32 protein-coding genes and 4 pseudogenes are annotated in these 26302 nt (G+C 43.1%); 12 read left to right on the forward strand and 24 right to left on the reverse strand.

Features of this window, described 5'->3' with window-relative positions; all coding sequences use genetic code 11:
• Positions 1–107 precede the first annotated feature (107 nt).
• The 4 genes from FERRO_RS00095 to FERRO_RS00110 form a co-directional block, all read right to left on the reverse strand.
• Positions 108–746, reverse strand: coding sequence for a peroxiredoxin (locus FERRO_RS00095; protein WP_056928869.1), 639 nt, complete (start codon positions 744–746; stop codon positions 108–110).
• 86 nt (positions 747–832) lie between these two features.
• Positions 833–1324 carry a hypothetical protein gene (locus FERRO_RS00100; RefSeq protein ID WP_152975671.1) on the reverse strand — a complete coding sequence of 164 codons (492 nt, stop codon included), beginning with the start codon at positions 1322–1324 and terminating at the stop codon, positions 833–835.
• Positions 1321–1668, reverse strand: a complete 348-nt coding sequence (locus tag FERRO_RS00105) for a hypothetical protein (RefSeq protein WP_160318077.1) — start codon at positions 1666–1668, stop codon at positions 1321–1323. Before FERRO_RS00105 ends, FERRO_RS00100 begins: the two co-directional genes overlap by 4 nt.
• A gap of 10 nt (positions 1669–1678) precedes the next feature.
• Complete coding sequence (locus FERRO_RS00110; protein WP_056928872.1) at positions 1679–2230, reverse strand: Spy/CpxP family protein refolding chaperone; 552 nt, start codon at positions 2228–2230, stop codon at positions 1679–1681.
• A 174-nt stretch (positions 2231–2404) separates the two neighbouring features.
• Between FERRO_RS00110 and FERRO_RS00115 the strand changes: the two genes are divergently transcribed.
• Together FERRO_RS00115 and FERRO_RS00120 are read left to right on the forward strand one after the other, a co-directional pair.
• Positions 2405–3094 carry a response regulator transcription factor gene (locus FERRO_RS00115; protein ID WP_056928873.1) on the forward strand — a complete coding sequence of 230 codons (690 nt, stop codon included), beginning with the start codon at positions 2405–2407 and terminating at the stop codon, positions 3092–3094.
• Positions 3095–3102: 8 nt separating this feature from the next.
• Complete coding sequence (locus tag FERRO_RS00120; RefSeq protein ID WP_056928874.1) at positions 3103–4443, forward strand: ATP-binding protein; 1341 nt, start codon at positions 3103–3105, stop codon at positions 4441–4443.
• Here the strand turns inward: FERRO_RS00120 and FERRO_RS00125 are convergent.
• The gene (locus FERRO_RS00125; RefSeq protein WP_082601118.1) at positions 4420–5316 is read right to left on the reverse strand and encodes a LysR family transcriptional regulator; all 897 of its coding nucleotides are present in this window, start codon (positions 5314–5316) and stop codon (positions 4420–4422) included. The genes FERRO_RS00120 and FERRO_RS00125 overlap by 24 nt on opposite strands.
• A gap of 120 nt (positions 5317–5436) precedes the next feature.
• Between FERRO_RS00125 and FERRO_RS00130 the strand changes: the two genes are divergently transcribed.
• Positions 5437–6450: a YeiH family protein gene (locus FERRO_RS00130; protein WP_056928876.1), complete on the forward strand. Its 1014-nt coding sequence runs from the start codon at positions 5437–5439 to the stop codon at positions 6448–6450.
• Here FERRO_RS00130 and FERRO_RS00135 read toward each other — a convergent pair.
• Both FERRO_RS00135 and FERRO_RS00140 read right to left on the reverse strand, forming a co-directional pair.
• Positions 6443–7408 carry a 2Fe-2S iron-sulfur cluster-binding protein gene (locus tag FERRO_RS00135; RefSeq protein ID WP_056928877.1) on the reverse strand — a complete coding sequence of 322 codons (966 nt, stop codon included), beginning with the start codon at positions 7406–7408 and terminating at the stop codon, positions 6443–6445. The two genes, FERRO_RS00130 and FERRO_RS00135, sit on opposite strands and share 8 nt — an antisense overlap.
• A complete protein-coding gene (locus FERRO_RS00140; protein ID WP_056928878.1) occupies positions 7408–7770 on the reverse strand; it encodes a group I truncated hemoglobin in 363 nt (120 codons plus the stop codon). Before FERRO_RS00140 ends, FERRO_RS00135 begins: the two co-directional genes overlap by 1 nt.
• Positions 7771–7928: 158 nt before the next feature.
• Here FERRO_RS00140 and FERRO_RS00145 point away from each other — a divergent pair, with 158 nt between their 5' ends.
• Both FERRO_RS00145 and FERRO_RS00150 read left to right on the forward strand, forming a co-directional pair.
• A complete protein-coding gene (locus FERRO_RS00145) occupies positions 7929–8381 on the forward strand; it encodes an Rrf2 family transcriptional regulator (RefSeq protein ID WP_056928879.1) in 453 nt (150 codons plus the stop codon).
• Between the two features lie 7 nt (positions 8382–8388).
• Positions 8389–9087, forward strand: coding sequence for an HPP family protein (locus FERRO_RS00150; RefSeq protein ID WP_056928880.1), 699 nt, complete (start codon positions 8389–8391; stop codon positions 9085–9087).
• On the opposite strand, the gene FERRO_RS00155 is transcribed toward FERRO_RS00150, so the two are convergent.
• Positions 9077–9439, reverse strand: a complete 363-nt coding sequence (locus tag FERRO_RS00155) for a DMT family protein (RefSeq protein ID WP_152975672.1) — start codon at positions 9437–9439, stop codon at positions 9077–9079. The genes FERRO_RS00150 and FERRO_RS00155 overlap by 11 nt on opposite strands.
• Positions 9440–9550: 111 nt before the next feature.
• Here FERRO_RS00155 and FERRO_RS00160 point away from each other — a divergent pair, with 111 nt between their 5' ends.
• The 4 genes from FERRO_RS00160 (at position 9551) to FERRO_RS00175 (ending at position 11811) form a co-directional block, all read left to right on the forward strand.
• Entirely contained in the window at positions 9551–9835 is a 285-nt protein-coding gene (locus FERRO_RS00160; protein ID WP_056928881.1) for a hypothetical protein, read from the forward strand.
• A gap of 15 nt (positions 9836–9850) precedes the next feature.
• Positions 9851–10357 (forward strand): MarR family winged helix-turn-helix transcriptional regulator, encoded by a 507-nt coding sequence (locus FERRO_RS00165; RefSeq protein ID WP_056928882.1) that lies wholly within the window; start codon positions 9851–9853, stop codon positions 10355–10357.
• Between the two features lie 105 nt (positions 10358–10462).
• Positions 10463–11164, forward strand: coding sequence for a YoaK family protein (locus FERRO_RS00170; protein WP_056928883.1), 702 nt, complete (start codon positions 10463–10465; stop codon positions 11162–11164).
• Positions 11165–11175: 11 nt separating this feature from the next.
• Complete coding sequence (locus tag FERRO_RS00175; RefSeq protein WP_056928884.1) at positions 11176–11811, forward strand: carboxymuconolactone decarboxylase family protein; 636 nt, start codon at positions 11176–11178, stop codon at positions 11809–11811.
• Here the strand turns inward: FERRO_RS00175 and FERRO_RS00180 are convergent.
• Positions 11802–12065 (reverse strand): SemiSWEET transporter, encoded by a 264-nt coding sequence (locus FERRO_RS00180; RefSeq protein WP_056928885.1) that lies wholly within the window; start codon positions 12063–12065, stop codon positions 11802–11804. The two genes, FERRO_RS00175 and FERRO_RS00180, sit on opposite strands and share 10 nt — an antisense overlap.
• A 1-nt stretch (position 12066) precedes the next feature.
• Entirely contained in the window at positions 12067–13935 is a 1869-nt protein-coding gene (locus FERRO_RS00185; protein ID WP_056928886.1) for a potassium transporter Kup, read from the reverse strand.
• A 91-nt stretch (positions 13936–14026) separates the two neighbouring features.
• Between FERRO_RS00185 and FERRO_RS00190 the strand changes: the two genes are divergently transcribed.
• A complete protein-coding gene (locus FERRO_RS00190) occupies positions 14027–14794 on the forward strand; it encodes a COG4705 family protein (RefSeq protein ID WP_056928887.1) in 768 nt (255 codons plus the stop codon).
• Here FERRO_RS00190 and FERRO_RS00195 read toward each other — a convergent pair.
• The 3 genes from FERRO_RS00195 to FERRO_RS00205 all read right to left on the reverse strand — a co-directional run bounded on the left by FERRO_RS00195 (position 14766) and on the right by FERRO_RS00205 (position 17782).
• Complete coding sequence (locus tag FERRO_RS00195) at positions 14766–15101, reverse strand: DUF4156 domain-containing protein (protein ID WP_056928888.1); 336 nt, start codon at positions 15099–15101, stop codon at positions 14766–14768. The two genes, FERRO_RS00190 and FERRO_RS00195, sit on opposite strands and share 29 nt — an antisense overlap.
• A gap of 75 nt (positions 15102–15176) precedes the next feature.
• On the reverse strand, positions 15177–16376 hold the full coding sequence (locus tag FERRO_RS00200) for an acetate/propionate family kinase (protein ID WP_056928889.1): 1200 nt from the start codon (positions 16374–16376) through the stop codon (positions 15177–15179).
• Between the two features lie 2 nt (positions 16377–16378).
• Positions 16379–17782, reverse strand: a complete 1404-nt coding sequence (locus tag FERRO_RS00205; RefSeq protein WP_056928890.1) for a bifunctional enoyl-CoA hydratase/phosphate acetyltransferase — start codon at positions 17780–17782, stop codon at positions 16379–16381.
• 223 nt (positions 17783–18005) lie between these two features.
• On the opposite strand from FERRO_RS00205, the gene FERRO_RS00210 reads away from it, so the two are divergent.
• Positions 18006–18749, forward strand: coding sequence for a sterol desaturase family protein (locus tag FERRO_RS00210; protein WP_056928891.1), 744 nt, complete (start codon positions 18006–18008; stop codon positions 18747–18749).
• Between the two features lie 9 nt (positions 18750–18758).
• On the opposite strand, the gene FERRO_RS00215 is transcribed toward FERRO_RS00210, so the two are convergent.
• The 4 genes from FERRO_RS00215 to FERRO_RS00230 all read right to left on the reverse strand — a co-directional run bounded on the left by FERRO_RS00215 (position 18759) and on the right by FERRO_RS00230 (position 21222).
• Positions 18759–19244, reverse strand: coding sequence for a copper chaperone PCu(A)C (locus FERRO_RS00215; RefSeq protein ID WP_056928892.1), 486 nt, complete (start codon positions 19242–19244; stop codon positions 18759–18761).
• Positions 19245–19257: 13 nt separating this feature from the next.
• Complete coding sequence (locus FERRO_RS00220) at positions 19258–19761, reverse strand: TlpA family protein disulfide reductase (protein ID WP_056928893.1); 504 nt, start codon at positions 19759–19761, stop codon at positions 19258–19260.
• A gap of 24 nt (positions 19762–19785) precedes the next feature.
• Positions 19786–20631 (reverse strand): hypothetical protein, encoded by an 846-nt coding sequence (locus tag FERRO_RS00225; RefSeq protein WP_056928894.1) that lies wholly within the window; start codon positions 20629–20631, stop codon positions 19786–19788.
• Between the two features lie 204 nt (positions 20632–20835).
• Positions 20836–21222, reverse strand: a complete 387-nt coding sequence (locus FERRO_RS00230; RefSeq protein WP_056928895.1) for a DUF2946 family protein — start codon at positions 21220–21222, stop codon at positions 20836–20838.
• A 61-nt stretch (positions 21223–21283) separates the two neighbouring features.
• On the opposite strand from FERRO_RS00230, the gene FERRO_RS00235 reads away from it, so the two are divergent.
• Positions 21284–22129, forward strand: coding sequence for a DMT family transporter (locus FERRO_RS00235; protein ID WP_056928896.1), 846 nt, complete (start codon positions 21284–21286; stop codon positions 22127–22129).
• 503 nt (positions 22130–22632) lie between these two features.
• Here the strand turns inward: FERRO_RS00235 and FERRO_RS00240 are convergent.
• The 7 genes and pseudogenes from FERRO_RS00240 to FERRO_RS10590 form a co-directional block, all read right to left on the reverse strand.
• On the reverse strand, positions 22633–22971 hold the full coding sequence (locus FERRO_RS00240; RefSeq protein WP_082601119.1) for a zinc ribbon domain-containing protein YjdM: 339 nt from the start codon (positions 22969–22971) through the stop codon (positions 22633–22635).
• Positions 22972–22987: 16 nt separating this feature from the next.
• Positions 22988–23248 (reverse strand): annotated as a pseudogene (locus FERRO_RS10575) (Txe/YoeB family addiction module toxin).
• Positions 23248–23490: pseudogene (locus FERRO_RS10580) on the reverse strand (type II toxin-antitoxin system Phd/YefM family antitoxin). Before FERRO_RS10580 ends, FERRO_RS10575 begins: the two co-directional pseudogenes overlap by 1 nt.
• Positions 23491–23555: 65 nt before the next feature.
• Positions 23556–23949, reverse strand: a pseudogene (locus FERRO_RS10585) (DDE-type integrase/transposase/recombinase); the annotation flags it as partial.
• A gap of 111 nt (positions 23950–24060) precedes the next feature.
• Positions 24061–24777, reverse strand: a complete 717-nt coding sequence (locus FERRO_RS00250) for an RES family NAD+ phosphorylase (RefSeq protein ID WP_056928898.1) — start codon at positions 24775–24777, stop codon at positions 24061–24063.
• A gap of 12 nt (positions 24778–24789) precedes the next feature.
• Entirely contained in the window at positions 24790–25185 is a 396-nt protein-coding gene (locus FERRO_RS00255; protein ID WP_056928899.1) for an MbcA/ParS/Xre antitoxin family protein, read from the reverse strand.
• Positions 25186–25422: 237 nt separating this feature from the next.
• Positions 25423–25908, reverse strand: a pseudogene (locus tag FERRO_RS10590) (DDE-type integrase/transposase/recombinase).
• Positions 25909–26302: the final 394 nt, after the last annotated feature.

Raw genomic sequence — 26302 nt, forward strand, 5'->3', positions numbered from 1 at the left:
GGTTTAGCATTTCTTATTATCATTTTTGATACTGCGAAGTGGACAAAAAAATAATTGAGTTTCGAATTTATTGAAAGCCCTGAAAGATTTCAGGGCTTTTTTATTGTTTATTTGTTCGGTTGCGGGGTGACTCTTAGGTAAGTTTTGACTTCTTTAAAGCCCTTAGGATACTTGCGTTGCAGTTCCTCAGGATCTTTAACGGATAAAGGAATAATGACATCATCCCCATCCTTCCAATTACCCGGCGTTGCGACGGTATAACCATCGGTGAGTTGCAGCGCGTCAATGACACGTAAGATCTCATCAAAGTTTCTCCCTGTACTCAAGGGGTAGGTAATGATCAAACGTACAACTTTTTTAGGATCAATAATAAACAAGGAACGAACCGTCACCGTTTGGGACTGATTGGGATGAATCATATCAAACAGCTCTGATACGGATTTATCCTGGTCGGCGATAATAGGAAAACCCACCACGGTGTGTTGCGTTTCTTCAATATCTTTGATCCATTCAACGTGTTGCTCGGGAGAATCCACCGATAGCGCAATAGCCTTAACATGCCGCCGGTCAAACTCTGGCTTCAATTTGGCGGTTAACCCGAGTTCCGTGGTGCACACGGGGGTAAAATCGGCAGGATGAGAAAACAATACCACCCATGAATCTCCGGCCCAATCATAAAAATTAAGCTTACCTATAGAGGATTCTTGCGTAAAATTTGGAGCCACGTCTCCTAACCTTAAAGTCATTTCTTTCTCCTTAAAAATCTATCCAACGTTAACCATATTTCATTCTAGAGCTTTTTATTGTTCTTGTCCCCCTCTTCCTAAAACCATTATGGAGCAATGGGTCCAGGAGGAATAGGACTGACTCTTCGCCAAGGTTCAGGACACTGCGGAACCTCGGGATAATACCCTTTCAAGGGTGCGCAGAAATATTTAAACTGCGCATCACTCTGTGGCAGAGAGGGAACGACTGTCGTACCCTGAGGAGAAACGGTATTGGGAGGAGGGGTCACCACAGCGGTAGCAGGGGGGGCTTGATTCACCACGATCACTCTCTCCGATACCATTAAAGGATAAGGGTAAACGGGAGCGGAATAATAAAACCAGCGGGGCCCAATGACCCACCACCAACCCACCAAACCGCCACGACTCCCCTCTATCCATCTTCCCCGTCGCCATACATGCAACTCACGAGGATAAAACAAATGCACATCCCGTTCATGAAACTCAACAAAACGGCGCTCATGAAAGGGTCTCCCTTCGTCCGCAAAGGTCATTATGCTAGTAACAAATAGGACAGCAATAAGTATCAGTGTTTTCATCGTGGCGTACTCGGGACCGTTTGCCAGGCTTCGGGGCATTGAGAAACATAGGGATAATAAGCGCCTAAAGACGAACAAAAATACCATACCCCCCCAGGCGCTGAGGGTTGATATTGAAACACCTGGGGAGGCGCAGGTTGGGCATACACGGGTTGTGAATAGACCACGGTAGGAGGAGCGTAAATTATGGGTCTACCATAATAGGGGTAGGCCAGTTGTGAGCCCACTACCGTCCCTGCTAAAAAACCCAAACCCAGTCCCCAGCCTCTGTCAGCATGAGCCAGGGGTGCCACGTTAAGTGAAAAGAAACACACACACAACAGTATGGTTATTTTTTTCATCATCATCTCTTACTTAATGATTAATCATGGGCACTTTCGAACCCATCATGGAATGAGTGTTGTCACCATGGCTATATCCACCCATGTAACTATGGGTAAAATAGTTAGCTTGCCAGTTTGACCAGTACAAATCAAAAATCACCTTCTGTTTACTATCTAAGACAGAGTAAAAGGACATGGTTCTATCGGCAGCTTGTTTAACACGATTAACATGCTCTTGTAAGGCCTCTAAGCGATGATTTAAATAGGACTGATAGGCCTCTAGCCGTTCTGGAGTGGTGAGCATTAATTCATGTTTATGATGCATGGACGCCATCTTGTCTTGCATCATTTTATGCATGTCAGAAAAGTCTTTTTTGACCCCAGAGGACCATGTGCTCCAGGCTTGCTCTTGATCCGCACTTAATTGGATTTTATCGTGTAGGTCATTTAATCTCGACGCAATAAATTCCTGCTGATAATTATCTGGCGGGCTATCCTTTTCAGTAGTTCCTTGCGCATAAACACTCGCGTTATTCCATAGCAAGACACAGGTGGTAATTAGCACAAATTTCCATGTTTTCATAACAACTCCTCATTGTTGAATTCTATTTATCATAGTGACGGGTTTAAACGTAAATGTGTTAATACAGTTTGAAAAATAATGTAAATTCAAATTTATTATAAGTGAATAGTGTGACTATTTAATATAACTTATTTATCATGTCTTTATGATCATTCTTTACAGGTCTTCTCACCCATGCAAAATGTCTTACTGATTGACGATGATATTGAGCTTCTTGACATGTTGTCTGAGTATTTACGGCGTGAGGGGTTCAACCCGAGTCTGGCCGCCAGCGGTGAAGAAGGATTGGCCTTATTAAAAAACAACCACTACGCAATTATCATACTAGATATCATGATGTCTGGGATGGATGGGCTGGAAACCTTAAAAAAAATACGTGAGTTGTCATTGATTCCAATACTGATGTTAACCGCTCGAGGAGATGACAGTGATCGCATTATTGGTCTTGAATTGGGCGCCGACGATTACGTTCCCAAACCCTGTACACCGAGGGAGTTAACCGCACGTATTAAAGCCATTTTAAGGCGTTCACATAATACCCAAAGTCCGCAAGAAAATAACCGTGTTATCACCATCAATGATTGCCAACTGTGGCCAGGCAAAAGGCAGGCATTTTGGTCAAATACCGAACTATTACTCACCAGTAGCGAATTTAATTTACTAGAAGTACTCATCAAAAATGCTGGTAAATTAGTCACCAAAACCCAATTATCCGAAGAGGGTTTAGGGCACCCCCTGGCTCGCTTTGAAAGAAGTATCGATGTTCACATTAGCCGCATTAGAAACAAAATAGAACTGATCAACGCCTCTAAAAATCCCATCAAAACTGTCCATGGACAAGGTTATATCTTTATTATTGAGTAAGATGGGTTATGTACAAACTGTTTTGGAAATTTTTTTTCGTTATATGGATTGCCCAATTAATCACCATTTGGGGCGCTGGAACGGCTATTTGGTATATCCGTCATCATGAACCGCTGTCAGAGACTAATCTAGATCTCACCAATGGGGCCTCCTATTATCTCGACCCGGTTATCGATTCTTTAAAAAATCAAGGGGTCGTGGCGACACAGGACTACCTTAAGAAAAGATTCAGACGAATTGTGTATGTGGTGGATACCACAAGTCATAAAGAGTTACTGGACAGAAAAATTCCTCTTGAGTTGTTAGAATCCTTGAATCAAAAAAGTTATGCCTCTTTAACCAATCATGCTGTTCAAGCATTAACGTTAGGCAACCATCACTATCTTCTGTTTGTTGCGGATATTCCATCGCCCTGGGGGAATAGGCCATTACTGCCGGTCTTTCCGTTAATTGGCGCCACCCTAGCTAGTTTGTTATTTGCTTTTTTGTTAGCCCGTCATTTGTCACGCCCAATCGAGCTATTAAAGGAAACGGTGTCACAGGTTGGTCTTGGCCATTTCGCTATTGAGCTTGCCCCTCAACTCACTAACCGCTCAGACAGTCTTGGTGAATTAGCGCACGATATTCAACATATGGCCGTTCATTTGGGGCAGGTGATTGATAGTCAAACAAAACTATTGCATACCATTTCCCATGAATTAAGATCACCACTCACCCGGTTACAAATGGCCACGGGGCTGCTTCGACAAAGCATCCCAACCAATAATGATGAAATGGACCGCATAGAGAGGGAATGCAAACGAATAGATGTATTAATTGGAGAATTACTGACCTTGTCACGACTGGATGAGGGGCTTAACCAACAGCAAAAAGAAATCATGACCCTTAACCCATTACTGGCTGAAATTATTGAAAACGCCACTTTTGAAGCGCACACCTTAAAAAAAGAGATCGTCAATTTATCCAGGAGTGAGTTAATACCGCTCTTGGGTAATGCTAATCTCTTATATTACGCTATTGAAAACGTGGTGAGAAACGCCCTCAGACATGCCCGTCATAGGGTCACCATTGGCTTTAACAGAACAAATAATCAACGCGTTAAAATTTTTATTATTGATGATGGAGAAGGGGTTGAGGAATCCGAATTAAGTCAAATCACCCAACCTTTTTTTCGTGCGAGCAACACTCAACGAAACACGGCCATGCCAGGTTTTGGATTGGGGCTCGCGATTACTCAAAAAACTTTTAAAGCCCATGAGGGAAACACCCTATTCACTAACCTACCCCATCAATCGGGATTTAGTGTTGAATTAATGCTTCCTATATTAAGCCAAGGGGAAGTTAAATAACACCTCCTTAAAGCTTTTGCGCAGTGGGGTCTCATGTCGCCAAGTCAAGGTTATCCAATTCAACTCTCGTTCAATGAAGGGCTCCATACCGATCAATGTCTCAGGGATCACCACCAGCTCTTTGTGCATTACTTTTTCTTTAATCATAATTTCAGGTAGCAAGGCGAGACCAAGACCGGCACGGACTAGCTCTAACACAGCAAGATTATTGGCCACTCGAATGATAGAGACAGGCTGTATGGCCAATTTAGTCAAGTACTCTTGGGTGACGCGAGCTGTCCCTGAACCCTCTTCCCTCATGATCCACTTAAGTGCCGACAAATTGGTCATAGTGTTGCCCTCTAGGAAATGTGGGGCTGCAACCAACACCAGTCTTTCTTTTCGCCAGTTAATGATCTGGATCTCAGGTTCGTTGGGAATAGGCCCCTCAATCACGCCAACATCTATTTCACCGTTTTTTAATAGCTTCGCAATGTGTTGTGAATTACCGCTTAAGACAGAGATAGAGACTGCTGGATATCGACGTGAGAACTCTACTAAATAATGGGATAACCAGTGGGAGGCTATGGTTGTACTGGCACCGATGGAAAGACTGCCCAGACGAGATTGAGAGCGTTGAGATAAGTCCTGAATAATGACTTTTTCAATATTAAAGATATTTTTACTCAATGTAAACAAGGCATTACCAGCATCCGTTAGGATAACCGGCGAATGGGATCGATCCATGAGCTTCACCTCAAACAATGCCTCCAACTCTCTAATGGACTTTGAAATAGCCGGTTGAGAAATAAAGAGATTGTTAGCAGCCCTAGTAAAACTTCCTGCTTCAACCACCTCAACAAAGGCACGCAATGCTTGAAAGGGTAATCTCATAACTTATAGTAATGTTTAAATGAAATTAATGAATTTGAGTAATTATAAGTGAGGTTCCATAATATGTAAAAGGATTATTTCTCAACGGCATAGTGTTAGTTAAGGATATTAAAGACCACAATGAATACCACTTCTTTTAAGGTACTAGGAATACTGTTCACCTTTACGGGTGCGTTGCTGGCCATGTTCATTGGGGCTACCCCCTATTTTGTCCATCACCATATCACCACTTTAACCATTGCGATTTTGCTTGGCATGGTATTGGGTAATGTGATCTCAGCCTCTTCTATTCATTCTGTGCATTGGGGCATTGATTTCTCTAAAAGTCAGCTACTCAAAATAGGGATTATTCTCTATGGATTAAAAGTGACCTTTAGTGAAATTGCTGAGGTGGGGGTCTCGGGCATTCTTACTGATATGATCATGATCATCTGTACCTTTAGCCTCGCCTACTGGGTGGGCAAAAAGTGGCTTAAGGAAGATCTGCAGACAGTGATTTTAATTGGAGCCGGTAGCTCCATTTGTGGCGCCGCAGCCATTTTAGCCACGGAACCCGTCATTAAAGCTCAGGCACATAAGGTCTCTATTGCTATCGCTACCGTGGTGGTTTTCGGTACTCTTTCCATGTTTGCTGAGCCACTCCTTTTCCAATTCAGTGGTATGTCACAACATCTTGCAGGGACTTACCTTGGCTCCACCATTCATGAAGTGGCGCAAGTTGTCGTAGCGGGACGCTCGATCAGTGAACATACCAGCCATTTGGCGGTAACCGAGAAAATGCTAAGGGTGATGATGCTGCCTTTTTTCCTGATTATCATCTCAGTGGTGATGCGTAAAAAAATACCCCACACAGGACACGCTACACAGATTACGATTCCTTGGTTTGCCATCCTGTTTTTGTTACTCACGTTGATTCATAGTAGTGTTTCCCTACCCACAGAACTCATTCATGGGGGAATTTATATGGATGACTTCTTTTTAGCTGCCGCGATGTTTGCTCTGGGATTAAGAACCCATCGCTCAGCCATCAGGCAGGCCGGGATAAAACCCGTTATTCTTGCCAGCATATTATTTGTTTTTTTAACTGCCGGAGGGTTAGTGGTGAATTTACTGGTTGATCAGGTGATTAATTAACTTTACTGGGCAGAAAAGCGTCTGAGTATAAATTTTTCATGCTGACGCCCTTGAGAAAAAACTGCTTTTTGCCATAAGAAACCAACTCGGGATGGCCACAGAAATAGACTTTCCAATCCTGGGGTGAGGGGATGCGGGTCAGCGCGAAATGAATAAAGCTGCGATGTTTTTCTTCCTTAATCTGACTGTAATCAAACCAATCAACGGTTAAATTGTGATGAAGTTGCTGCAGGGCAGTTAATTCAGCCACTAAATATTTATCCTTTTCATGGGTGATGCCATGCATTAAGTGAAGCGGTTGTTGATCCCCTTGACTGAGCGCTTTTTTTATCATGCCATAGATGGGGGCTAAACCCGAATTGCTGGCAACAAACAAGGTAGAGGCAGTATTGTGATCAGGATAGATGCAGGATCCCATCGCTTCGGAGATGCGCAATGTATCTCCCACCATAACCTCCTCGGCAATCCAATTAGATACCTTGCCATTGGCAATGATCTGAATATGTAATTCGATGAAATCCTCTTGATCGGGATTTGAGGCAATCGAGTAACAACGACATTCCCTCTCTGTTTGATAGAGTCGTAAATACTGCCCAGCCAAATAATTCACTGTCTCCTTAGGCTCTAATACTAATTTTATGATTGAGCGATTGACTTTAACTTTATCAATGACTGTTACCTCTATACATTGAGTATTCTCGTCCACTAAAGAAATCTTGAGATCCTGTTCAGGAAAACACTGGCAGGCTAGAAAATGTTTTGCCTGAATTTTATGATCAGAGAGACCCGCTGTAGACTTCTGCGGCACCTCTCCTTCTATTAACTTCATTTCACAGGCCTGACACAAACCACTTTTACAGGAATGGGGGATGAATACACCTGCCTTGAGTAAACGATCCAGCACTGACTCATCCCCGCAAGGATAACTGTTGTTTTGAAAAGTGATCCTTGTTCCCATTACTTTCCTAACACATCATGTCTAGTGCTCTCGGCAATAGCTGCTGCTTGGGCAATCAAATGATCTGGCACATTTAACTCTTTTAAGGTAGCGCCAATATGCTCCATCACCGCATCAAAGTGACTATCGTTTAATCCCATTTTGACTAATCTTGCATGACCCTGTCGCATATCTTCACCGGTATAATGATGGGGTCCACCAAAGGCCATGGTTAAAAAAGCTTTTTGTTTCTGCGCCTGTTTTTCCATGTCCACATCATCAAAAAAACGGTTAATTCTTTCATCTTGTAATACTTTTCTGTAAAAGATATCCACCGCAACAGAGACTGCTGCATCGCCACCGATTTCTGAATATAAGCTCATTGTTTTCTCCCTTGTTGAAATAATGAATACACTGCCTTAAAAAAGATGTATTATAGATACATCTTAAATTTGAAAACGCTACTTGTCAATATTTTTCAGAACTGGTCATTAAAATTAGATAAAATATATTTTGATGAACTCTATTTACCTAAACGACAATGAAACTCACTTCTTATACTGATTACTCTTTGAGAGTTCTTCTCTATGTCGCTCACCAGAAGGAGAAATCTGTAACCATTAATGAGTTAACGGACTTTTATCAAATTTCTCGTAACCACCTCGTGAAAGTCGTTCATCAATTAAGTCTTAACGGTTTTATTAAAACCACTCGTGGCAGAACGGGGGGCATTACCCTTGGACGGGAGAGTTGTCACATTAGTATTGGTGAAGTCATCCGACTCACAGAACCGGACATGAATTTACTGGATTGTTTTGATCAGGAAACAGATCATTGTAAAATTTCTTCAGTGTGCAAACTAAAGGGCGTGCTGAAAAAGGCGCAGTATCGTTTTCTGCAGGAACTAGATCAGTGTTTTCTCTCAGATTTAATGATTTCAGAACATCAGTTCATGAACCCAGAGACTCTGATTCCTTTTCAGCAACACAAATAGGTTGATCATGTTTCACACTAAAACTTGGTTAAGGAGATTCATTCCTCAACGAATGTATTTCCCTAAAAAAGACTATTTCATTTCTCCTCTTGGCGCACTATTAGGCTTAACGATAACTGAAGTACTCTCGAAACATTTTCTAGCTGAAGTGAACCCATGGTTTATTGCGCCCATGGGCGCCTCAGCGGTATTACTCTTTGCTGTCCCAGCAAGCCCCTTAGCCCAACCTTGGTCCATTATAGGAGGGAATCTCATTGCCTCCCTGATCGGAGTGACTTGCTACCTATTGATTCCCGCAACAGGCATAGCGGGAGCCTTAGCCGTGGGCTTGACCATACTCCTCGCCATGAAACTACGTTGCCTTCACCCCCCAAGTGGTGCTGTCGCGCTCACTGCCGTGTTTGGCGGCAAGACTATCCACCACTTAGGTTATCTCTTTGTGATTTATCCAACGCTGTTAAATTCTGTCCTATTGGCGTTAATGGCTCTTTTGTATAACAATCTGGTGAACAAATCCTATCCCCATCATACCCCATCAACGCTCGCCTCCCCCCTCACCAGTCAATGGTCTGCCATCGACAGGGAAGATATTGAGTATGCTCTAGAAAACAACAAAGAGTTACTGGATATCAATGAACAGGATCTTGAATTACTCCTGAATATTGCCGAACATCATGCTCAACGGCGAGCCAATACTACGATTTGAACATAAAATAAACTGCCCCCATGAGACACAAACCTGCCCACAGATAATTCCATTTAAACGATTCATGCATATAAAATAGAGAAAAAGGCACAAACACACATAAGGTAATCACTTCCTGGATAATTTTTAACTGCCCTAAATTAAAAAACAGATGTCCAATACGATTCCCTGGCACCTGCAGTAGGTATTCAAATAACGCAATACCCCAACTCACGAGAACAGCCATCCACCAAGGTTTATCCGCTAAGTTTTTTAAGTGTCCATACCAAGCAAAAGTCATAAACACATTAGAGGCAGTGAGACACATTACAAAAACAATGGGGTGGAATAATAATTCCTTAACATTTATCATTCATGAGCTCCAGAATAAGGTGGTTGCAATCTATTTGACATTGATTTATAAAGAACTTTTCAGTGATTGTAAACTCGAATAAGCATTCTTAGATAAACCATAGGTACTATCATGAAAACTTATATATTAATGATATCTTTGAGCACCTTAATGATGGCAGGCTGTGCCCAGCAAGGGGTTTGGGTGAAGGACGCTGTTCCCAAACAATCAGAAATCGATCACTATCAGTGTTTAAAAGAAAGCCAACAGGTGCAAGGTTGGTCAAACCCGGGTTTTTATGCTCCCTACGCTTATGGTTACTCAAGCGTGGGAAATAGTGTTATAACTACAGAAACCAATGATGAATTGTATCAAGCATGTATGACTGCAAAGGGATATACGTTTCATAAAAAATAAAATGCCAGGAAAAAAATGCTCTTACTAAAAAAACTCGCCAACTCAGAAACCGTTAATAAATTTCAAGAAAGTTATCCTGATGCAGATATTGCTTCTCTCTCTGACTTTATGCAGATCATGAGATCTGCCTCTGATTTATCGGAATCTCTCAACAAATTACTTGACGAACATGCCCTGCTGCAGGGAAGGTGGTGGGTGTTAGTACTGTTAACTCGGCAAGATGATCTCACCTCATGCCCCAGTAGCCTTGCTGAGGACGCCGGCGTCACAAAAGCGACCATGACAGGGTTCATCAGTGGCTTGGAGAGAGATGGTTATATCACGAGAATCATTGATCCCATGGATAGACGAAAGTATTGTATTCAGTTAACGCAAGCTGGTGCCAACAAAGTTAAACAAGTGATGCCTATTTTCTATACCAGGGTAAAAAGTTTAATGAGTACCATTGATGTTAAACAGCGCCAAGAAGTGGTTGAAGGTATTCGAATACTGTCCAATAACCAACACTTACTTAAATCATAAAAATAAAGTTCTTCATTGTTTACAAACCCAACTCATCTCCTTTTTTAACAAGTTAAGGTTCTATCCCGATCATTTATTTGTAAAAAAGTAATACAATATACTTCTATGTTCACAAAATCCACAGCAATCAATACCAGTTCTCTGGATAAAAGAGATATTTTGTTATCCCTCATGGCCACGGCATCCAGCGCAACGGATGTGATTGCTTTCCTAACATTACAAAAAGTATTTACTTCCGCCATGACCGGTAACACCGCTTTACTGGGCATTGCGCTGGGCTCTGGGGACTTTGTGGCTGCTGTTAATTCTTTCATTGCCCTGATTGGATATTTAACGGGAGTGGCCTTGGCTGCGCTCATTAAACTCAATCAGAAAACCCATGAACTCATCTTGACTCTTGTTCTGGAGGCAATGTTTCTTCTGATTAATCTCGTTATGGTTGTCTTATTCCATAAACCCAGCACGGGCATCACACTCCATCTCATGATTGCCTTCTCAGCCATGGCCATGGGTATTCAGAGCATTTCCGCAAGAAAAGTCAGTATTGAAGGCATTTCAACGGTGGTCTTTACCAGCACATTAACCAGTATAGTGGTGGCATTGATGCAAAGTCGGCATCGCGTACACCGACAGGAATCTTTGTTTTCCGCTAAAAGACAAGTCATCACTTTTGCCGTTTACGCTGTCAGTGCACTTGTGACGGGACTGCTCATTGAGCTCAATATTGCCCTATATAGTTTTATTCCGTTCTTAGCGATCGTGCTCTGTGTCATGTATATTCTTTTTCATCATAAATCACGCGTATAGGAAAGACCGCCATGTGTAACACATATCGCAACCTATGTACTGTTCTCTGCCTCTTCGCCCTACCCCTCTCACAGGCAGCGGAGCGTTTACCTACCATTGACCCCAATCATTACTCTCTTGAAGAGCAGGAGGCCAAAAAGATTTTTGAACATACGCGAAAAACACCCATATTTGGTCCCTTTGAACCACTTTTATACAGCCCTAAACTGATGAATGAAGCGAGTTCAATGGGAGAATATCTGCGTTACCATTCTGCCATTGGTCATTCCCTCAGCGAGTTGGTGATTCTCATCACAGCACGCTTCTGGACACAGGATTATGAATGGTACGTTCACTCACCCATTGCCCAAAAAAAAGGTATCCCAGAGGAAGTGATTGCGGCTATTCGACTGGGAAGAATTCCCTCACACCTCAGTGCCGACCAACAAATTATCTATAACTTTTCTACAGAACTACTGAATAACAAACAAGTATCTGATGACACTTATGATCTGGTTGAAAAACGCTTTGGTCAACAAGGAGCCGTAGATCTTACTGGAATTATTGGTTATTACAGCTTGTTAGCCTTAGAAATGAATATGGCTCAATACCCTTTACCCAAGAATGGGACGCCACTGCCTCGCCTGCCCGACATTCATCAAAAATAAGTGTATTTGATTTTTAACCATAAAATCACTATGGCTAAGGCAGCTGTGATGGCATTAGCTATGGTGATAGGCCAGCTCTCTGTCTCCAGGCCATACCACAACCACAACAGTACCCCTAACACAAACATCCCATACATATAGATGGAAATACCAGAGACCTCTTTGGTGCGTAGAGTTTTAATACATTGCGGTAAAAACGACACAGTGGTGAAAAAAGCGGCGATATATCCGACGAGATCAATATGATTGGGCATATTACAACACGACTTGGGCGCCAATTTCAACCACACGATTTGGTGGGATTTTAAAAAAAGGAATAGCACTTCCTGCATTCCTAAACATCGCAATGAATAACTTCTCTCGCCAAAAGGACATGTCAGAACCCGTCTTGGGAATTAAGGTTTCACGGGATAAAAAGAACGACGTTTCAAAGGACTCCAACATAACATGGCGTTGAGAAAACAAAGCCAAGGGCACATTGGGCTCGTCCATAAAGCCAAACCTCAAGGTCATTTGATGAAACACGTCATCTATTTTATTGTAAAGAATGCGTTCCTCCACAGGGACATGGGGAATATCCAGAACTCTGACTGCGAGAACAACCACTTTTTCATGAATGACCTTGTTATGCTTCATGTTGTGCATCAAGGCACTGGGGACACCGTCTGGGTTACTGGTAAGAAACACTGCCGAACCGGGGACATGGGTAATGGAGTCTCCCGATACACTGTTGACAAAGGGTATCAGGTCAATGGCTTCACGTTTTAAACGCTGAGCTAAAATCACTCGACCTTTCTTCCAGGTGGTCATTAACGTAAAAATCAGTAAGCCAAAGGACAACGGTAACCACCCTCCCTCTTCCACTTTAACTAAGTTTGCACTAAAGAAAACCCCATCAATACATAACAGCAGTGAAATTAACAGAGCTCCTTTTATGATGCTCCACCCCCATAATTTATGGACAACAATAAAGGCCAAAATTGAAGTAATAAACATGGTTCCAGTCACGGCAATTCCATAAGCCGCCGCCAGGGCTGCGGAGGACTTAAACACCAAGACTAAGGATAAGACTGCCACCATCAAAGACCAGTTAATGCCAGGCACATAAATTTGACCAATTTCATCCTCGGAGGTATGCTGCGTTTCCATGCGAGGCGCGTAACCCAACTTAATGGCCTGATCGGTCATGGAAAAGGCCCCGGAGATCACCGCTTGAGACGCTATAATGGTGGCAATCGTTGAAATCACCACCATCGGATACAGCGCCCAGTGAGGGGCTAATAAGAAAAAAGGATTTTCAATGGCTTTGGGGTTAGCGATTAATAACGCTCCCTGCCCAAAATAATTTAATACTAAGGCAGGCAATACCAGATAAAACCAAGCTAATTGAATAGGTTTTTTACCAAAATGGCCCATGTCAGCATACAGCGCCTCAGCTCCTGTTAAGGCGAGCACGACGCCGCCCAAGGATAAAAACCCGATTAGTAAGTCCTGTCTGAGAAAATTAACAGCATAGAGTGGATTAAGCGCATGCAGTACACCAGGATGCTCCAGAATACTCAAGAGTCCCAGTAACGCCAAGAGAAAAAACCACGCGACCATAATGGGCCCAAATAACGCCCCCACTTTTGCCGTACCCTTTCTTTGAATAAAAAACAAAGCCACTAAAATGACCAAGGTAATGGGCACGATATAGTCTTTAAAGGACGGACTCGCCACTTGCAATCCCTCAACGGCAGAGAGTACTGAGATGGCTGGAGTAATGACCCCATCACCATAAAACAATGACGCGCCACACAGCCCTAAAATTAAAATAGTTTTTCTGGCGTTTCCCGTCTCAGAGAGCTTACCCAGAACCAAAGCGAGGAGCGCCATAATCCCGCCCTCGCCGCGGTTATCGGCTCTCATAATAAAAGCTACATATTTAAAGGACACAACAATCATTAAGGACCAGAAAATGAGCGATAGAATGCCAAGAATGTTGTCAGCGTTTAAAGTGACGGGATGTTTGCCTGCGGTAAAAATAGTATTTAATGTATACAATGGACTTGTGCCAATGTCTCCATAGACCACACCTAAAGCGCCTAAAGATAATGCATATAAGTTTTGCTTATTGTTTAACATGGCTTAAATGAAAAGAGGCAATATTTTAATCATCATGGTTTTTCATTATACTGAGTTATTTGTTGAATTTGACTTTAAATTATATTGACCCATGACATCACACTCTACGCTTTCAAAAGTCCCATCAGTGACCCTATTGTTTTGGCTCATTAAAATTTTAGCTACCACTTTAGGTGAAACAGGAGGGGATGCCGTCTCCATGTCTCTGGGCCTTGGTTATCTCACTAGTACAGTTATTTTCATCTGTCTAGTTGTTGTATTAGTACTCCTACAAATACATCATCAACGGTTTAATCCCTATTTATATTGGGCCGTGATTATTTCCACCACAACACTGGGTACCACCCTTGCTGATTTTGTTGACCGCAGCTTGGGTATTGGCTATCTGGGAGGATCGAGCATACTGCTTGTCTGTTTATTGACGAGTTTAGTGGTATGGTTTTACTTCGATAAAAGCTTGTCTGTGGCACAGATTCAGGGCAAAAGAAGTGAAGGGTGTTACTGGATTACCATTATATTCTCGCAAACCCTAGGAACCGCTTTGGGGGACTGGACTGCCGATACGATTGGATTAGGATTCTCTAAGGGCTCCTTACTCTTTGGCCTCATCATTCTGGCCTTAGGGCTGTTATATCAATTGACTCAGTTATCACGTGTCTTCTTGTTTTGGTCTGCATTTGTCCTAACACGTCCCTTTGGTGCAGTGGTAGGTGACTATTTAGATAAACCCTTAAGCAACGGCGGTCTTGCGCTAGATAGAATTCAACTCTCCAGCGCGCTCATCCTCAGTATCTTATTCATCATCACTCTACAGAGCAAGGGTAAAACGATTATTGGTCTTTACAATAATAAACATTAAAGGATTGCTGACCCTCCACCGGCACTTCAGTGGTGGTAATCACATTGCCATGCATCTCTATGGCGTTATTGCGGGCAAGCTTAATGAGATTTTGTTCCACAGCGGTTGGATCACGATCGATAAACCCAATCTTGTCAATCACGCTGACGCGAGTTTTACCCTTGAAATCACAACTACTGACTTGATTGGGATAGAGCATACGAACTTCATCGGCACCGGTTTTTTCCGCAATAAAACTGTTGGAACAAGAGGCCAACAGCGTAGAGAGGATGATCAGGTGACTTAATTTAACAAGTAATTTATTCATAATAATGAAAATCGTTTAAAAGAAATCAATATAACCTAAATCAAAAAGAAAAGTAAATCAAAGTATCTCATTGTGTCAGACATAGAGATTCAAGGACTCCTGTGCCACAATAAATTCCTCATCCGTGGCAATTACCCATATTTCTATGGGACTGTCATGGGTGCTTATTTTTTCAGGATAGAGACCATTGGCATGGGAGTTTTTGTCTTGATCAATCCTCAAGCCTAAATAAGTGAGTTGTTCAGTCACTGCCAACCTTAATTGAGCATCATGCTCTCCTATCCCTCCTGTAAACACCACCATATCTACTCCATTGAGTACGGCCGCTAACATACCGATATATTTAACAATCTGGTAAGTAAACAAGGTGATAGCAAATGAGGCCTCCGCGGCATCACTATTGCGTAACATTTGCATATCTGACGAAATACCCGATACGCCTTTGAGTCCACTATCTTGATATAACAGCGCTTCCAACTGCTCTAAGGACCACTGTTTTTTTAACAAATAAAGCAGAACGCCAGGATCTATCGCGCCGCTGCGAGTACCCATCATTAATCCATCTAAGGTACTAAATCCCATAGAGGTCGCAACACTCTGTCGGTCCACACAAGCGCACATACTCGCGCCATTACCCAAGTGAATCAAAATACTTTTTTTAGTGATGGCCGGCGTTAATTGAGTTAGGGCTTGGCAGAGGTACTGATAGGACAGTCCATGAAACCCGTAACGTCTGATTCCCTGTTGTGTTAAGGCTAATGGAATAGCGAATGTTTTTTCTACGTCAGGTAAGTGTTGATGAAAGGCTGTATCAAAGAGTGCCACTTGCTTGGCTTGCGAAAAAAACCGCGAGAATATTTTAATGCCATCAATATTATGTGGTTGATGTAACGGCGCTAACGGAATATAGTGAGTCAAATCCTCTAATACTTCATCATTAACAACGACAGGACGGAAATACTTGTCCCCACCCTGCACCACTCTGTGGCCCACAATCACCACTTGGATTGCGGGGAATAATTTCTCTAATAGATGAGTGAGTTGTTCAAGTGCCACATCAAATTTATCCGAGTGTTCGGCAATATAAAACTCTTCACTATCACTCTGCCCCCCATGACTGAACTGAATTCTTGCATTCATAGCATGCATTAAATGATCAAATTGACCTTTAATTACAGGCTGATCTATGGCGCGATTGACTATTAAATACAAGGCAAACTTGATGGAGGAGGATCCCACGTTGACAGCCAGTATTGCATGCCCTAAGGTCTTCATGATTAGGGCTTAGTCTTACGGTAGTGGTGTGCAACAAGTTTTGCTAGGGCAGCCGACACTGTTCTGGTTGCAGGGCCATCCGCTCGACTGGTTAAGGCAATGGGCACCTTACACCCTAACACAACCCCAGACACCACTGCCCCGGATAAGTATTCCAATTGTTTACTCAACATGTTGCCTGACTCTAAATCAGGAACAATTAAAATATCCGCTTGTCCTGCTACCGATGACACCAGATGCTTGATTCGCTTCGCTTCAAAGGAAATGGCATTATCAAAGGCCAAGGGGCCGTCTAATACTCCCCCGGTGATCTGCCCTCTATCAGCCATCTTACACAACGCAGCCGCATCCATGGTCGATGGAATATCAGGGTTAATTGTTTCGATGGCCGAGAGAATAGCCACATAAGGATGTTCCTGTTGCAGCATATAAGAGAGATCAATGGCGTTTTGTACAATATCTTTTTTTTCTAATAGATTGGGCTTGATATTAAGCGCTGCGTCTGAAATTAAAATAGGTTTGCTATATAAGGGCACCTCAAAGCGAAAGATATGGGACACACGTCTTTTGGTTCGTAAGTGTTTATTCTCTAGAACAGCATGCATTAACTCATCGGTATGCAGACTGCCTTTCATTAAGGCCTCTACTTGACCCGTTTCCGCCATGGAGGCGCCGACTTCCGCGGAGGCATGACTATGGGGGGTATCAATAATGGTAAATGCTTTAATATCCAGTTGCGACGCTTCTGCCACTTGATTTATTTTATAACTGGAACCAATCAATATTGGGATAATTAAATTGTGTTGAGCGGCTTCAATCACCCCGGCTAAGGACTCCTGATCACAGGGATGAACAACGCCACATACAATGGGTGCTAAATTGTCCGTTAGTCTTAAAAATTCTCTGATTTTGTTTAAGGGATCAAAGTCTTTTTGTGAGGAGACAATAATTTTTCGCGGTGTGATTTTAATCAATGGAGCCCTCACAGTGACTTCTCCGGTGACTAGCGTTTCACCATGTTGATTGTCAACAAGACAGTGTAGAGTGACTAATTTAGTCAACGAATCTTTTTCTTTTACTGTTACCTTGACACTGACTGTATCACCCAATTGAATGGGCTTAATAAAGCGGAAACTCTGAGCATGGTATTGGGATCCTGACCCGGGCAGATGGGTTGCAACCAGTCTAGACACAAGAGAGCTGATCCATGAGCCATAGGCCATTAATTGCAGATTACCCGACAAATCTAACTCATTACTATCCGCTCGATTCTGCCCAAGATCCTGTGATATGCCGGCAAACTCTTGACTATCTTGGTCGGTAAAGGTGCGCGTTAACTTCGTGGATTGTCCGATGTTAATTTCATCAAACGGGACATTTTCCAGTAATTCATTATTTAATGTCATGGTCCCAAACACCTCTAAATGTTTATCATGGCTGTGCAGCTAATAAAATACCCGATGACTTTTTCAGCACGGTCCCATCCTTGATTATCACGAATCCATCATATCATTGATCATTTAAACACTTGTGACCTAACAGTTTAGGACAAAACCAATCCAAATTAAATCAAAATTGAAGACTCTCATTCCTTGTTATAATTGTAAAAAAAATTGATCAATATCTTCTATGAGACAAATTCTTCAGTTTCCTTTTTTTATCGTTATTCTTAGTGTCCTGCCACTGATTATTGTTGAGCGACTTTATCCCTTACACCATTACAAACTGGATGTGGCATGGTTATTCCGGCTAGGTGTTTTCTCTGGCTTGGGGATTTTTTTGACATTATTGATAGGTAATCATGTTTTTATCCATCATAATCTTTCATTATTTCATCTGTTACAGATTACCTTTTTAACCCAACAGCCCCTGTTCATTCAAGGCGCTGTTGGCTACTTTATGATTACCTTTGTCGTCTATTGGTGGCATCGACTCCGCCATCACTCCGATTTATTGTGGAAAACTTTCCATCAGGTTCATCACAGTACCTATCGAATCCAATCATTAACCGCTGTGTATGCTCATCCCTTAGACTTTATGTCAACTGCTCTGATTATTAATACGGTCTCCTATCTTGTGCTTGGGCTTGATACAGAGGCAGCTGTGCTCACATCGATCATCACTTCTTTTTTTGACTTTTGGGAACATACCAATATCAAAACGCCTAAATGGTTAGGGTATTTTCTGGTGCGACCCGAGATGCACCGGATCCACCATGAACAATACAAACATAATAATAATTACAGTATTCCTATCTGGGATATTCTCTTTGGTACTTATGAGAATTCAAATAGATCCGTGGAGTGTGGTTTTGATGGGGAAAAAGAACGGAAAGTAATGCGCTTAATTACTTTCCATAATGTGGATCAATAATTGGCAACGTTACATGTTCATATCTTTCATGTCTTTCATGTCTTTCATATTTTCCATCCCCTCGCCAATGGATAAAACTGGAATATTTAGCTTAATATCATGGTGACTAGCGAAATGTAAGGTCACTGGAAGGGTATGTCCTTTCACTAAAGGTTGTTTCAAGCCTAGCAACATAATATGACTTTTTCCGGGTAACATTTGTAATTCTTTGTTGGGTGAAATTATCATGAAAGCTTGGTGCTTCATGGAAGACACATTATTGTTCATCATCATCACATGTATTTCAGCTTGACTTGCTGCAGGAGTGCTGAGCCCGGTGAATTTAATCTCTTTACTACTGTTGTTTTTCAATACCAGGTAAATGGCTCCAACCTCTTGCCCTGTTACGGTCTCTCTGGCATAGGCTTTAATAATATCAATATCTCCTGTCAAGGGGTTAGCCCAGAGGCTGAAAGCACTCATGAACAAGAATAAACCTATGATGACTTTTTTCATTGACTTCTCCGTTTTAATGATTGAGTAAAGGGGTTATTACTGTCTCAAGGGTTTGCTCGGTAAAACCATCGTTGTCTTCATACCACTCAGCTTTAACAATCTTACCATTCCCGTCAATCAAGTAACTTAAAGGAATACGCCATATTCTGTCAAAATGCGTAAAGTCCGCTTGCTGGATCCAAGTTGAATCAAAATCATCGTTTTTTATGATCTCCTTGGCTGTCTTTAAGTCAGATTCATCATCCATACTGACCAATAAGACCCTAAATCCATCCTGAAAATGTTTGCGTTCAAATGCCCTTAAAATAGGTAATTCATGACGGCAAGGATCACACCATGATGCCCAAAAATTGATTAATACCACTTGTTTGGCATAGGTGCTGTTAGTTACTGTTTTATCAGAAAACAACTGGGCACTAAATGAAGGGGCCATCTCTCCCACCTCAACAGCCAAACAATCATTCATGTTTAACAAAACCACATAAATGAAAATGAGTACTCTAAATAGTTTATTCATAGCAATTGTTTCAATGACGAGACCTCAATTAAAGTTGTAGCTAACACCCATACTAAGGATTTGTTGGGGGACCAACTGTATGCCAGAGACCTCCTGATACACCGGGATATAGAATAAAGTATTCAGTTGCCAATGACGGTTCAGGTTGTACATCACCCCAGGCGCTATATATAGGGTTCTTAATCCCGTGTAATAGGGATTACTGTTGATCCCCGTATCTGCGTAACGAATAGTGCCATTGAGTTGTATGAAGGGGATGAGTCCTGGAATGGCTCTCAAGTTATCGTAATGGACTCCCGTGAGAAGCTGTAGACTGTCTCCTGGCCGATATCCATTTCTGACATCGAGTGCGCGCCTATAGATTCCTTGGGTGTACCAACCCCAGTATTTAAGCTGGCCCACCTTATACCCACCTAACAGGGCATCGGTTGTCCCTGAGCCAATCTGAGTGTCTCGGTCAAAACCCACCGCATTAAAGTTTCCCGTTGGCAGTTTTAAACCTACTAGTAAACCACTCGACAGATCATCTGAAAAACCGGTATACATACCCATTACTCTTATATCACCAAGACCTCTGGTCTGTGAATTTTGGATCACAGGGGACCCTAGTCCAAAGTTAGTATCACTTGAGAACGTCCGATGCCAGTAAGGAATCATCGCCATCATGCCCCATTCATGATTAAAATTATATTGAACATTCATGTTAGTGAATTGTGTCTTGATCTCTTTATCTTGGCTTTGAGAAATAGGAAGAGAACTGGTTCCTGACATGGGCTTATTCTGATCTAAAAAAGTTTCTTGTAAATTAAATACTCCCTTACTCCCCCCCGATGGCAGCCCAAGGCCACTGGGTAAACCTTGATCGAACATCCCACATCCACAAGCACAGGCGTAGGCATGATGTATGCTAACCAAATACAAATAACTGAACGATACAAGGAATAGCAAAATGGAATACAGTTGATTTCTTTTTATCATATGAGCACGTCTAGTCCTTATTTTAAGAATCTAAGGAATCATCACAGAAAAAACCCATGAATGATTTGGCTTAAATTAAACTCTTCTGATGAACAATCACACTGAAAAAGGGGGACCTTGGGACGGGGGAAGGTGATAGGGGTTTAGCTTGATGAAAGGAGAGGGAGATTGAGACTCTTGACTCAACACCAATGGCTTAGCGCTAGCCATTGGCAGTTGAATATCTGACTTGGTGAAAGCAGAAACGCTACATAACGGGCAATGCGTTGAAGAGTGGGAGGGGTGATCCTGGTTATTAGTATCTTTGACATCAATCCATTTTAATCCAGAACCACTACAGATCTGAATAACCGTGTCACCCTTAGCCGCAGCCTTCAAGGTCAAAGACTGAAAAGCGCCTGCCAACAAAAGAGACTGGAATAAAAAAGTGACGACCAGTAACTTAAGAGTTATAGTTTTGTTATTGAGAAATGTTGTTAACATTCTGAAAAGTTAACACAAATTGTTTTTCTTATCAAACAGCCATTTTTTCTTGGGTTTTTTTATGAACAGGTTCCATGTGTTTTGGCTCACCGCCATCGCGATGATAGCTTTTGCTGGCAACTCCTTACTGTGTAGAATGGCTTTAAAAAGTACCACCATTGATCCTGTCACCTTTACCGCTATTCGTTTACTGTCAGGAATCCTTGTATTAGGTTGTATTAACTTTTATCAACACCCTCTCTCTGCTAAGAGTGGTAATTGGACTTCATCAATTGCATTATTTATCTATGCACTATTCTTCTCTGTTGCCTATATTTCTCTACCAACAGGGATTGGAGCCATTTTATTGTTTGGGTCTGTTCAGTTAACTATGTTGAGTTACGGACTGATGCAAAAAGAACGATTTAATTCTATCCAAACAACAGGTTTTGTATTAGCTATTGTTGGAATTGGAGCGTTGTTTTGGCCCGGAATGACCGCTCCACCTGTGGTGGGCTCTTTACTGATGATTGTCGCTGGGCTTGCCTGGGGGATTTATTCTATAAAAGGGAAAAAAAGTAGCGCACCCATCGCCGATACCTTCGGTAATTTTTTAAGAACGCTGCCTTTTATTTTGATAGGTTTCATGCTGTACCCACATCATCATTACGATCAGCAGGGTGTCATCTACGCCCTATTATCAGGGGCTATCGCTTCTGGTATTGGTTACTCAATATGGTATGCAATATTACCTAAATTAACCTCTATTTTTGCTGCATCAATTCAGTTAAGTGTCCCCATCTTAGCCTCTTTACTTGCTGTAATACTGCTTAATGAAAACTTAACTTTTCGACTAACCATCTCTTCCATCGCAGTGTTGGCGGGGATTGGATTAGTCATCATTCAGAAAAACAAACGCCCCTCCTGAATTTATTCTTACCGGTACGCTATTTGTAATGTGAATTGAAGTGTTTATTAAAGACACGCAAAACCAAGGAGTTAGTTTAGACTAAATTGATTATAGTGCCCCCTTATTTGGGGTAGAGCCGCAATGCAATACATGGAATGATTCCTGACACTTTTGCTGACTGGCTTGATAAAAACAATACCTAATATTACCCTCGAGAGTGGCTGGCTACTTCACCTCTAAATTTAACGTTGATACTCTTTAGCCGGTCGAAAGGAGCTGGTCAATATTACTAAAATGACTGTCCAAAAGCCGATAGTCACCGACATGAGCGCAGAAAGAGGTGGCAACAGTAAATGCCAGTGCCCCCCATCCTTTAACATCAGATGACGTATTCCAACCAACTGAAGTTTTGGCGCAATTACGACAAGAGACCGATTGCAACCAAAGCATCAGTTGTTAATTAAACGCTTTGGACATAATAAGTTTTCACGTCCAACTTTAGATTACCTATCGCCTGTTCTTTAAGCTTTTTTTACAAAGATAGATTTAAGTCCCATGGGACCTATACCTTCAATCTTACAATCAATATCATGATCCCCCTCAACCAACCTAATATTTTTTACTTTTGTTCCTACCTTTACCACTTGTGAAGATCCTTTTATTTTTAAATCTTTCATTACAGTAATGGTATCACCGTCTTTTAATATATTTCCAACAGCATCACGTACTATAATGATTGAATCTACAGTATCTGAATGTCCTTGTGTCCATTCATGTGCGCATTCAGGACAAATAAAAATTCCTTTATTTTCATAAGTATATTGAGAGTTACAAATGGGACAAGGTGGTAAGGACATTATTATTGCTCCAAAATAATTATTCGTAATGAGTCCACATTCTTAAAATACGAACTGTTTTTTCTCCACGAAGCACTTCATAAACTAAGCGGTGTTGAGTATTAATTCTTCGTTAATAGGCTCCGTGTAAATCGACAACAAGTTTTTCATAAGAAGAAGGATTGTGAAAAGAATCAATTGCTAAACTATCCAGCAACTCGTGTGTCTTATCATTTATTCCTACAGCTGCTAATTGCTTAGCATCTTTGATGGCATATTTGGAATATACCAAATTCCACATCACCACTTCAAAACTCTTTTACTGTTATTTAGCGGCTCGTCCATAGCTTCTTTAATCGATTCACGCTTCCCTGGTACTGCTAATAGATACAGAGTTTCATGGATGGCGCTCCAGTTTTCTTCAGAAATTAACACGGCGTTAGCGCGCTTACTCGAAATGACGATGGGTTAATGTGACTCTACCGCCTGATCTATCAATCGGTATAGGTTCACTCGTGCTTCACTTGCGGTTATTGTAGCCATATCTTAACTCCTTCTGTTTACAGTACGTAAAAACGTACGCTTAGTCAAACAGTCGGCTCTCTCCACTGCGCCTCACCAGGGGACTTAAAACGACGTCTCAGTCGCTCCCGTTCTCGTGTTAACTGATGAGAATTCTCGGCCCGGTTGTTGGTGCCCATATCCCGAATATGCTCAACACTCGGCATCACATCCGCTTTGGCTGCCGCATAGCTCCCCTGTTTATCGGTAACGATGCATCGGGGTGTACTTTCTTGTCAACTCATCCAGATGCGAGGTATCACCCGCTCGACCCTGCCGAGCAGGCAGTCTGCGTGCATAGTCACCGCCAAACTTGCTGCACCAGGTACGAATGGCTTCATAGCTGACCACGACACCTCGCTCCGCCATCCTCTCCTCAACATCCCGGTAGCTGAGGCAAAAACAAAAATACAGCCAGACATACTGGCTGATGATGTTCATGGGACAGTGATGACAGTCATAGCGAAGGTCACGGTATTCATGGATCTATTGCATCACGATCACCGTTAAGTTGACAATCCCCCCCGGAGCGTGGCGCAACAAACGCGGCACCTATGAAAAACTAGCCACATCCAATTTGACCCACGCTATTCCAAGCTGCTTCTCCACCGAAATCTGATCACCCTCCAAACGGTAGATCAGTTGGCAGTTGTGCCTGGGGTTGGACAGTACGTCGGCATTGAAGATCGCCACATTTTCCCCTGTGGGTCTGCGGACAGATTGCGTCAAAAGACCGGGATGCCCCTCGCGGTGAATCCTCGCCCCTACCAACTGGCAAAACGCGTAGTCCGACGGATGCAAGAGATCCGTATGACCATCGGCGGCTTTCCGGAAATCCAGCAGCGCTGCATTACATGCCACTGAGTAGACCTTGCGCTCGGCGATTACTGTCATACGCTCGAATCCGGCATCACTCAGCAAACCCCGATACCAGTGGTAGGCGGACTCATAAACCGTCGTCTCGACAGAGTCTGATCCATACCAAACGCCGTAGGTCCCCTCAGAAAACCGGCTTTCTTGCCAATGCTTGAACGGCCAGATGATGGCATTGAACCATTCGGCATCCTCAAACGGGCGATCAAGGATGGGCGTGCGCGATCGATATGGAGGTGGCTTAATTTCGTCTTCGACCTTCTGCGCCAACAACCACTCTGCTGGGTCAGCGGTGAGATCATCGAACAGGTCCTGCGATTGCAACAGGGATACGATGTTTCGAGCGACATCCTTGTGGATGTCAGCCAGCGCGAGTTGGGCAAACAGGGAGTTCATTCCTGCTTCAGCTCAAACGCCTCGTGCGCGGTCCAGATACCCGCGAACCATCAGAAGGCCCGCAAACCCCCATTCCTTGACCACATCTACGGGAGTCAAGTTGTCGAATGCCTTGTTGCGGGTGGTCATCCAGCGGTAGGCCAAGTCCCTGTTCTGCGGGAAAAGAAGCCGCAGGTTCTTATGGATGCCCAACAAGTGGCCCACGCGCTCGTACTGGTCACGGCTGGTGCCAATCGGCTTACCGCTGCGGTAGTTTGACAACGCTGCCCTGTTGGTGGTGGCGATGCCCAGCAGCGCTGCCTGATCCTCGGTGCTCAACTTCCAGTGGTCGAGCAAGGTCATAACCATTTTGGCAAGGGCCCCACGGTCTTGTGACGCGGTCACTTCACGTTCTGCTACGGCTCCCATAGCTCGCTCCTGATCTAGGGTTTGTCTGAGACCTAAGTATAGCGCATCGTTTCAAAGCAAACAAATAATGTTTCGTATAGTACGTTTCCACGCAAAATGCCATCGCATGACGCCCTGAAGGCATCGGGGTAAGGCTCTTGGGTATTTCAAGTTAACTGATCTTGGACGAAATAGCCCCATCATTCGGTCACCTCAGGCTGCTTCCAGTGCACAAATGTCAGGCCAATCTGCAAAACGTCACCCCATCACCTCACGGTAATGTACTTTTTTCAGCAGATGCAGGCCAGGGCGAAAATGATTGTTAATGACAGAAAACGTGGAAAGAAACCACTGTGCCTCACCAGGGGACTTAAAACGACGTCTCCGTCGCTCCCGTTCTCGTGTTAGCTGATGAGAATTCTCGGCCCGGTTGTTGGTGCCCATATCCCGAATATGCTCAACACTCGGCATCACATCCGCTTTGGCTGCCGCATAGCTCCCCTGTTTATCGGTAACGATGCATCGGGGTGTACTTTCTTATCAACTCATCCAGATGCGAGGTATCACCCGCTCGACCCTGCCGAGCACGCAGTCTGCGTGCATAGTCACCTCCGAATCTTTTGCACCAGTTGTGAGGAAATACATCGCTGACAACACTCCTCACATAACCATTCTCTCCTAAATATCGAGATAACTGAGGCGAAAACGAAAATACAGCTAGGCATACTGGCTGATGATGTCCATGGGAAAGCGATGGCGGTGATAGCGAAGGTCACGGTATTCATGGTGCTATTGCATCACGATCACCGTTAAGTTGACAATACCATAGCGTGGCACTCGCAGAATGGGCCGGAACCCCGCGTGGCCTTCGGCAGACGCAGAAAGGCAAAGGCCGACTGAGAACAGTCGGCCCCGAATACTGGTGGTGGAGTATAGCAGATGGGCAAACGCTCATCCCGCAGGAATGAGGAGTGCTGTCCTGAAATTACCCCTCAATGAGGAGCACGGGGAGCATCCAAGGATCTGCTCTAACCACCTCACTGGTTCGGGAAATTCCGACCCAGTGCGTGTGTCGATTGCTCACAACAACTTAGTTGGCGTTTGCAGACACTTGATTGTATGCCCATCCAACGCTTCT

The sequence above is a fragment of the Ferrovum sp. JA12 genome (assembly GCF_001431705.1).
Taxonomy (GTDB): domain Bacteria; phylum Pseudomonadota; class Gammaproteobacteria; order Burkholderiales; family Ferrovaceae; genus PN-J185.

Coding starts and splice junctions, on each gene's coding strand:
- FERRO_RS00200 (WP_056928889.1), bottom strand. CDS start 16,376: ATGAAGACCTTAGGGCATGCAATACTGGCTGTCAACGTGGGATCCTCC.
- FERRO_RS00250 (WP_056928898.1), bottom strand. CDS start 24,777: ATGAACTCCCTGTTTGCCCAACTCGCGCTGGCTGACATCCACAAGGAT.
- FERRO_RS00115 (WP_056928873.1), top strand. CDS start 2,405: ATGCAAAATGTCTTACTGATTGACGATGATATTGAGCTTCTTGACATG.
- FERRO_RS00165 (WP_056928882.1), top strand. CDS start 9,851: ATGCTCTTACTAAAAAAACTCGCCAACTCAGAAACCGTTAATAAATTT.
- FERRO_RS00180 (WP_056928885.1), bottom strand. CDS start 12,065: ATGCCCAATCATATTGATCTCGTCGGATATATCGCCGCTTTTTTCACC.
- FERRO_RS00125 (WP_082601118.1), bottom strand. CDS start 5,316: ATGAGATTACCCTTTCAAGCATTGCGTGCCTTTGTTGAGGTGGTTGAA.
- FERRO_RS00150 (WP_056928880.1), top strand. CDS start 8,389: ATGTTTCACACTAAAACTTGGTTAAGGAGATTCATTCCTCAACGAATG.
- FERRO_RS00210 (WP_056928891.1), top strand. CDS start 18,006: ATGAGACAAATTCTTCAGTTTCCTTTTTTTATCGTTATTCTTAGTGTC.
- FERRO_RS00220 (WP_056928893.1), bottom strand. CDS start 19,761: ATGAATAAACTATTTAGAGTACTCATTTTCATTTATGTGGTTTTGTTA.
- FERRO_RS00110 (WP_056928872.1), bottom strand. CDS start 2,230: ATGAAAACATGGAAATTTGTGCTAATTACCACCTGTGTCTTGCTATGG.
- FERRO_RS00175 (WP_056928884.1), top strand. CDS start 11,176: ATGTGTAACACATATCGCAACCTATGTACTGTTCTCTGCCTCTTCGCC.
- FERRO_RS00185 (WP_056928886.1), bottom strand. CDS start 13,935: ATGTTAAACAATAAGCAAAACTTATATGCATTATCTTTAGGCGCTTTA.
- FERRO_RS00130 (WP_056928876.1), top strand. CDS start 5,437: ATGAATACCACTTCTTTTAAGGTACTAGGAATACTGTTCACCTTTACG.
- FERRO_RS00135 (WP_056928877.1), bottom strand. CDS start 7,408: ATGGGAACAAGGATCACTTTTCAAAACAACAGTTATCCTTGCGGGGAT.
- FERRO_RS00155 (WP_152975672.1), bottom strand. CDS start 9,439: ATGATAAATGTTAAGGAATTATTATTCCACCCCATTGTTTTTGTAATG.
- FERRO_RS00195 (WP_056928888.1), bottom strand. CDS start 15,101: ATGAATAAATTACTTGTTAAATTAAGTCACCTGATCATCCTCTCTACG.
- FERRO_RS00170 (WP_056928883.1), top strand. CDS start 10,463: ATGTTCACAAAATCCACAGCAATCAATACCAGTTCTCTGGATAAAAGA.
- FERRO_RS00095 (WP_056928869.1), bottom strand. CDS start 746: ATGACTTTAAGGTTAGGAGACGTGGCTCCAAATTTTACGCAAGAATCC.
- FERRO_RS00230 (WP_056928895.1), bottom strand. CDS start 21,222: ATGTTAACAACATTTCTCAATAACAAAACTATAACTCTTAAGTTACTG.
- FERRO_RS00160 (WP_056928881.1), top strand. CDS start 9,551: ATGAAAACTTATATATTAATGATATCTTTGAGCACCTTAATGATGGCA.
- FERRO_RS00105 (WP_160318077.1), bottom strand. CDS start 1,668: ATGATGAAAAAAATAACCATACTGTTGTGTGTGTGTTTCTTTTCACTT.
- FERRO_RS00190 (WP_056928887.1), top strand. CDS start 14,027: ATGACATCACACTCTACGCTTTCAAAAGTCCCATCAGTGACCCTATTG.
- FERRO_RS00235 (WP_056928896.1), top strand. CDS start 21,284: ATGAACAGGTTCCATGTGTTTTGGCTCACCGCCATCGCGATGATAGCT.
- FERRO_RS00140 (WP_056928878.1), bottom strand. CDS start 7,770: ATGAGCTTATATTCAGAAATCGGTGGCGATGCAGCAGTCTCTGTTGCG.
- FERRO_RS00120 (WP_056928874.1), top strand. CDS start 3,103: ATGTACAAACTGTTTTGGAAATTTTTTTTCGTTATATGGATTGCCCAA.
- FERRO_RS00215 (WP_056928892.1), bottom strand. CDS start 19,244: ATGAAAAAAGTCATCATAGGTTTATTCTTGTTCATGAGTGCTTTCAGC.
- FERRO_RS00225 (WP_056928894.1), bottom strand. CDS start 20,631: ATGTTCGATCAAGGTTTACCCAGTGGCCTTGGGCTGCCATCGGGGGGG.
- FERRO_RS00255 (WP_056928899.1), bottom strand. CDS start 25,185: ATGGGAGCCGTAGCAGAACGTGAAGTGACCGCGTCACAAGACCGTGGG.
- FERRO_RS00205 (WP_056928890.1), bottom strand. CDS start 17,782: ATGACATTAAATAATGAATTACTGGAAAATGTCCCGTTTGATGAAATT.
- FERRO_RS00100 (WP_152975671.1), bottom strand. CDS start 1,324: ATGAAAACACTGATACTTATTGCTGTCCTATTTGTTACTAGCATAATG.
- FERRO_RS00145 (WP_056928879.1), top strand. CDS start 7,929: ATGAAACTCACTTCTTATACTGATTACTCTTTGAGAGTTCTTCTCTAT.